Source organism: Gemmatimonadota bacterium, from assembly GCA_041390125.1.
Taxonomy (GTDB): domain Bacteria; phylum Gemmatimonadota; class Gemmatimonadetes; order Longimicrobiales; family Gaopeijiaceae; genus JAGQIF01.
This window is the reverse complement of record JAWKQN010000001.1, coordinates 1-4883: the sequence shown is the minus strand read 5'-3', so window position 1 is coordinate 4883 and position 4883 is coordinate 1. Positions and strand designations below refer to the sequence as shown.

The window sequence follows — 4883 nt, the reverse complement described above, 5'->3', positions numbered from 1 at the left end:
GGGCCGACTTCCTGTTTCGGGTACTGCCGCCGACGCGAGTGGTCGCTCCCGGAGGGACGGCCGGCTACAACGTCGAGCTCGTGCGGCTGAACCCCTCGGTCGCCGATCCGGTGACCTTGAGCGTGCCCGCCGGACTGACGAAGGACGTGGTTGTCACGTTCAGTCCGGCCTCACCGGTGGCCCCCGACGCCACCGTGAAGCTCTCCCTCAAGACGAACGCGGCAGCCGCGGTGGACGAGTACGTGTTCGTAGTGCGGGGGACCGCAGCGTCCGGGACTCGCTCGGTCACGGCCAAGCTGTTGGTGATGCAGCCGGAGGGGTAAGACTGGCCCCCGGCCTCGCGGTTGACGGAATCATTACCAAGATTATAATTCTTTGAATGACAACCTCCGAGCGCCTCTTCGGCGTGCTGCTGCGGGCCTTTCCCAGTGACATCCGTGGACAGCACGAAGACGAAATGCGCGAAACCTTCCGCCTCCTTCTGGAGACTCGGCAGGGCCGCGTCACACGCCTGCGTTTCGTGGCGAGGGTCTGTTTGGACACGGTGCGGCAGGGGCTCGCCGAGCGCATGCGGCGGATAATGAGACGGGAGGAGGGTCGCTTTGGCGTGGCGGTTCGGCAGGGGATCAAGACGACGGGAGGTGGGGGGATGTGGTGGAGCGACGTGCTCGATGACGTGAAGGTCGCTTGGCGCGGACTGGTCCGCGCACCGATGGCCGGCACCGTGCTCATTCTCACGCTCGCGCTCGGGATCGGCGCGAATGCGGCCGTTTTCTCGGTGCTACGGGGCGTGCTGCTGAGGCCACTTCCGTACGAGCAGCCGGAAGAGCTGCTCACCCTGCGACACCGTTTTCGGAACGTTCCGACTGTGGAGCTGCAAGGGATCCCGGGGCCAGACCTGTTGGACTACCAGGCCGGGACGCCATCGCTGGAGTCGCTCGGTAGCATCGGCACGCTGGAAACCAACCTCAACGACGATCAAGGGGCCGCCCGCGTCACCATCGGATGGGTCACGCCCGGGTTCTTCGATGTGCTGCGGCCCGGCACTGCGCTGGGTCGACTGCTCGAACCCTCCGACTGGACGCCGCGAACCCGCGCGCAAATGGAGGACCCCACCTTCGCCCCGCCTCCGATGCCCGTGCTCCTGTCGCACGCGATGTGGGAAGGCCGCTTCGGGTCCGATCCGGAGATGATCGGCAAGGTTGTCACGATCAACGGCACGCGCATGAATGTGGTCGGGGTGCTGGAAGAAGGCTTCCGCGTTCACGCCCCGCCGGACGGTGGCATCCCAGCGCGCATCGATGCCTACGGCTACCTCCCCATTCCCATGACCGAGGGTGCCCGTGCCGGAGGCGGAGGGTTGGCACTGGCCCGGTTGGCGGACGGGGCCACGCTCGAACAAGCGCGCGCCGAGCTGAGCACGGTGGCGGAGGCGTTGGTGGAGACCCACGCCGCCCATGCCCGGTTTGGAACCGAGGTCGTCGTCGAGCCCCTGTTCGACGGAGTGGTCGCGAATGCGCGGCCGGTGTTGTGGGTGTTGTTCGGTGCGGTCGCCATGGTGCTCCTCATCGCGGTGTTGAACGTAGCGAACCTCCAACTGGTGCGCGCTGCGGCCCGTCAGCAGGACTTCGCGGTGCGAGTGGCGCTTGGTGTAAGTCGGGGGCGTATGGTGCGCTCGCTCCTCACCGAGGGTCTGGTTTTCGCCGGCCTGGGGACCATCGCTGGCCTGATCCTGGCCGCCGTGGGACTCAACACGCTGCTGTCGTTGGCGCCGACCGACCTCCCTCGCCTCGAAGCCGTGTCCCTGGACGGCACCGTACTGCTGTTCACGCTTGCCGTCACCGTCGCAGCGGCGCTCGGCTTCGGGCTCGCTCCTCTGGCAACGCTCGGCGATCTGGGCAGCAGTGCCGTCCTCTCCAGCCGGCGGACTGTCGGTGCCCGTTCGCACCGGCTCCGGCACGCGGTCATCGTGGGTGAACTCGCGCTGTCGCTGATGCTGGTGACGGGAGCCGGTCTTCTGGTCCGCAGCTTCGCCAAGCTGGGCGCTGTGGACCCGGGCTACGATGCGGAAGGCGCGGTCGCGTTGGAGTTGGCGCTTCCCTTCTTCACCTACCGTGAGCTCGGCCGGAGGCAGGCCTTCTTCGACGACGTGCTCGAGCGCGTCGCCAAAGTGCCAGGTGTGACAGCCGCGGGGCTATCGCCTGCCCTGCCCTTCACCGGCTTCGGGGGAACCTGGTCTGCACCTTTCGGACTGCCTGGCACGGATCTGAGCAGCGAGTCGACGCCGCGAGCGCGGTATCGCGTCGCGTCACCGGGGTTCTTCGAGGCGCTAGGCGCGCGGATGGTGAGCGGTCGGTCGTTCGAGCGTCGAGAGGGAGGGCCCGACAAGGAGGCCGTGGTCGTGATCGACCGCCGGCTCGCAGAGTCGACCTGGCCGGGTCAGGACGCCGTCGGTCAGTCGCTCGATATCACCATCGCGGCGTACATCGGACAGGGAAGGCAGGCCACGGCGCGGGTCATCGGCATCGTTGAACCGATCCGCTTCGAGAGCCTCACCGAGCCGGACGACCCGCTGATCTGGATTCCCTACAACGAATACGGCTCCCTGGAGGCGGGCATCGTGCTGCGCGGACCGGGAGACCCCATCCTGGCGGCGGCCCAGGTGCGCGATCTCATCGCCGACATCGACCCCGGCACGCCGGTCTACAACGTGCGGCGACTGTCCGAAGACCTGGCGGCTGCCACGGCCCGGTCTCGCTTCGCGACCTTGTTGATGAGCATCTTCGCTCTGGCTGCTCTCGTCCTGGCCGGGGTCGGGCTGTACGGCGTGATCTCCACGTCGGTGCAGCGGCGCACGCAGGAAATCGGGGTTCGTCTGGCATTGGGCGCGCGCGCGCGCGCCATCGGAAGCATGGTCCTGAAGGAAGGGACTCGAATGGCCCTCGGCGGGATCGCACTGGGACTCGTGTTGTCGCTGGCTACGGCACCGCTCCTGGCCAGCCTCTTGTTCGGCGTCGCCCCCACCGATGTACCCACGCTCCTCTTCACCACGCTATTCCTGCTCGCCGTCGCGACGGCCGCGGCGTGGATTCCGGCGATGCGAGCAAGCAAACTCGATCCGGTGGAAGCACTGAGGTGTGAATGAACGTTGATGCTTTCCTGCCGTTGACCACGCCCGTGTATGCAGTGCTGTTGACCCTGGGCACTGGATGCATGCACGGCTACGGGATCATCCAGGCGTTCGAAGAGCGCACCGGGCAGAAGGACGTTCTTCTGCCCGGATCGCTCTACAACACCATCGCGCGCATGCTGCGCCAGGGCCTTCTTGAGGAAGCTCCCACACCGGAGGCCGAGGCGGATCCCAGGCGCCGCTACTACCGCGCCACCGAGTTGGGCCGACAGGTCGTCGCGGCGGAGTCGGCCCGGCTTCGCACTCTGCTCAGCCTCGCCCAGGGCGCGGGTCCGTCGACGGCGTAGCGAATCTCGCGCCGTCAGGCGGCGATCGGAGCAGCGGCTGGGATCGAGTTACGGATCCTGGGCCCCCTGGGTCCCCTGTGATCCGTCCGCCAGGAACCAGTGTACAATGGCTTTGACAGGGGTGGACACACTTCCCTCAGGAGTCCCCATGTACATGCTGCGCATCGAGCACCCGGTTCCCAGCTACGAGGGCTGGAAGAGGGCTTTCGATAGCGATCCGGTCGGGCGCGAAAAGTCAGGCGTGCGGCGCTACCAGGTCCTGCGACCGGTCGACGATCCCAACTACGTGATGATCGACCTGGAGTTCGATACCGCCGAGCAGGCCGAGGCTCTGCTCGCCGCCATGCGGGTCGTCTGGGGTCGGGTGCAGGGGACCGTGATGACGGATCCGCGTTCACGGATCGGGGAGGTCGTGGAGACCAAGGCGTTCTGAGCGGAGCCGTGCCATCGCCGCCGGAAGCGCAGCGACGATGCCTTGCCGGGCAACCGGGTTGAGAAGAGAACTCTAGGGCAGGCCCACCATGGCCGGCTTGCCGAAGAGGCAGCCGCTCGAGCCGATGATCAGAATGGACATCGCGCCGCAGTAGCCGCCGCCATGCCCGGTCACCAAGCCAACAGGCCGGATCCCGCTCGGAATGCGAAACGAGCGAGACGTGACCAAGGACTCGCCGGGCGCGAGTAACGTGTCGAGCGGGATGTCCGACGCGCCGGCTTCAGGACCAAACCGGCGGCCGCGCTCGTCGACGAGATACACCCAAGCACCGAGCGCCCGCTCTGACCTGCCCGCCGCCCTGCTGAAGAGGCGAAGGCCGACCGTGACCACATGGTCCGTGTCTTCGGATGCCGTGGTGACGCCAGAGACCGTGAGGCACCAATCGTCGAAGCACCACGGCTCCTTGAGGCCCAGGATGCGTTGGGGCCGCACCAGCGACACTGCGAGGCCTACCGCTAGATAGGCACACCCGCCGAGACCCCACATCCCGAGGATGCGGAGGGCCCTGGACCGGCGGCCGGCGACCGCGAAAGCGGCCGCGGCCCCTAGGGACGCGAGCGTGGCCAGTGCCATGAGGAGAAACAGAAGATCGAAGACGGACACGAAGGAATACATAGCTCTGTCCGGTCCCTCCCGCTCCCTGCGCCATTGGAGATGGGTCGCCCATCTCGGCACGCCACGCACCACGCTTGCCGAGTCAGGAGCGCCGCGGCATCCATGGAACGATGCCCGCTCCCCTCCATGGGTCGGCCCCTTGTCGTCGCACCAGGACCGGCCTCGAGCCCAGGAGGAACCATGTCCGTGACGGAGGCAGCCCGGGAGCTCCGGAATCCCGCCCTGCCGGGGGCCAACCCGTTCGACACGTTCGTGTACGGCGCGCCGCCCCTGGCCGACCCGGCGTCCCTTTCGCAGT

The 4883-nt window shown here is 67.3% G+C and carries 5 protein-coding genes; 4 read left to right on the top strand and 1 reads right to left on the bottom strand.

Annotated features, from left to right (window positions below; translation table 11 throughout):
• The 4 genes from R3E98_00025 to R3E98_00010 form a co-directional block, all read left to right on the top strand.
• Positions 1 to 323: hypothetical protein (locus R3E98_00025; GenBank protein ID MEZ4421764.1), on the top strand; the 323-nt coding region annotated here is incomplete at its 5' end.
• A gap of 56 nt (positions 324 to 379) precedes the next feature.
• Positions 380 to 3145 carry an ABC transporter permease gene (locus tag R3E98_00020; protein MEZ4421763.1) on the top strand — a complete coding sequence of 922 codons (2766 nt, stop codon included), beginning with the start codon at positions 380 to 382 and terminating at the stop codon, positions 3143 to 3145.
• Complete coding sequence (locus R3E98_00015) at positions 3142 to 3477, top strand: helix-turn-helix transcriptional regulator (protein ID MEZ4421762.1); 336 nt, start codon at positions 3142 to 3144, stop codon at positions 3475 to 3477. The genes R3E98_00020 and R3E98_00015 overlap by 4 nt, the downstream gene beginning before the upstream one ends.
• Positions 3478 to 3625: 148 nt before the next feature.
• A complete protein-coding gene (locus R3E98_00010) occupies positions 3626 to 3910 on the top strand; it encodes a hypothetical protein (GenBank protein MEZ4421761.1) in 285 nt (94 codons plus the stop codon).
• A gap of 72 nt (positions 3911 to 3982) precedes the next feature.
• On the opposite strand, the gene R3E98_00005 is transcribed toward R3E98_00010, so the two are convergent.
• A complete protein-coding gene (locus R3E98_00005; GenBank protein MEZ4421760.1) occupies positions 3983 to 4585 on the bottom strand; it encodes a hypothetical protein in 603 nt (200 codons plus the stop codon).
• Positions 4586 to 4883 lie beyond the last annotated feature (298 nt).

What these genes read in the sequence shown, in the direction of transcription:
- R3E98_00020 (MEZ4421763.1), top strand. Translation starts at nt 380, where the DNA reads ATGACAACCTCCGAGCGCCTCTTCGGCGTGCTGCTGCGGGCCTTTCCC.
- R3E98_00015 (MEZ4421762.1), top strand. Translation starts at nt 3,142, where the DNA reads ATGAACGTTGATGCTTTCCTGCCGTTGACCACGCCCGTGTATGCAGTG.
- R3E98_00010 (MEZ4421761.1), top strand. Translation starts at nt 3,626, where the DNA reads ATGTACATGCTGCGCATCGAGCACCCGGTTCCCAGCTACGAGGGCTGG.
- R3E98_00005 (MEZ4421760.1), bottom strand. Translation starts at nt 4,585, where the DNA reads ATGTATTCCTTCGTGTCCGTCTTCGATCTTCTGTTTCTCCTCATGGCA.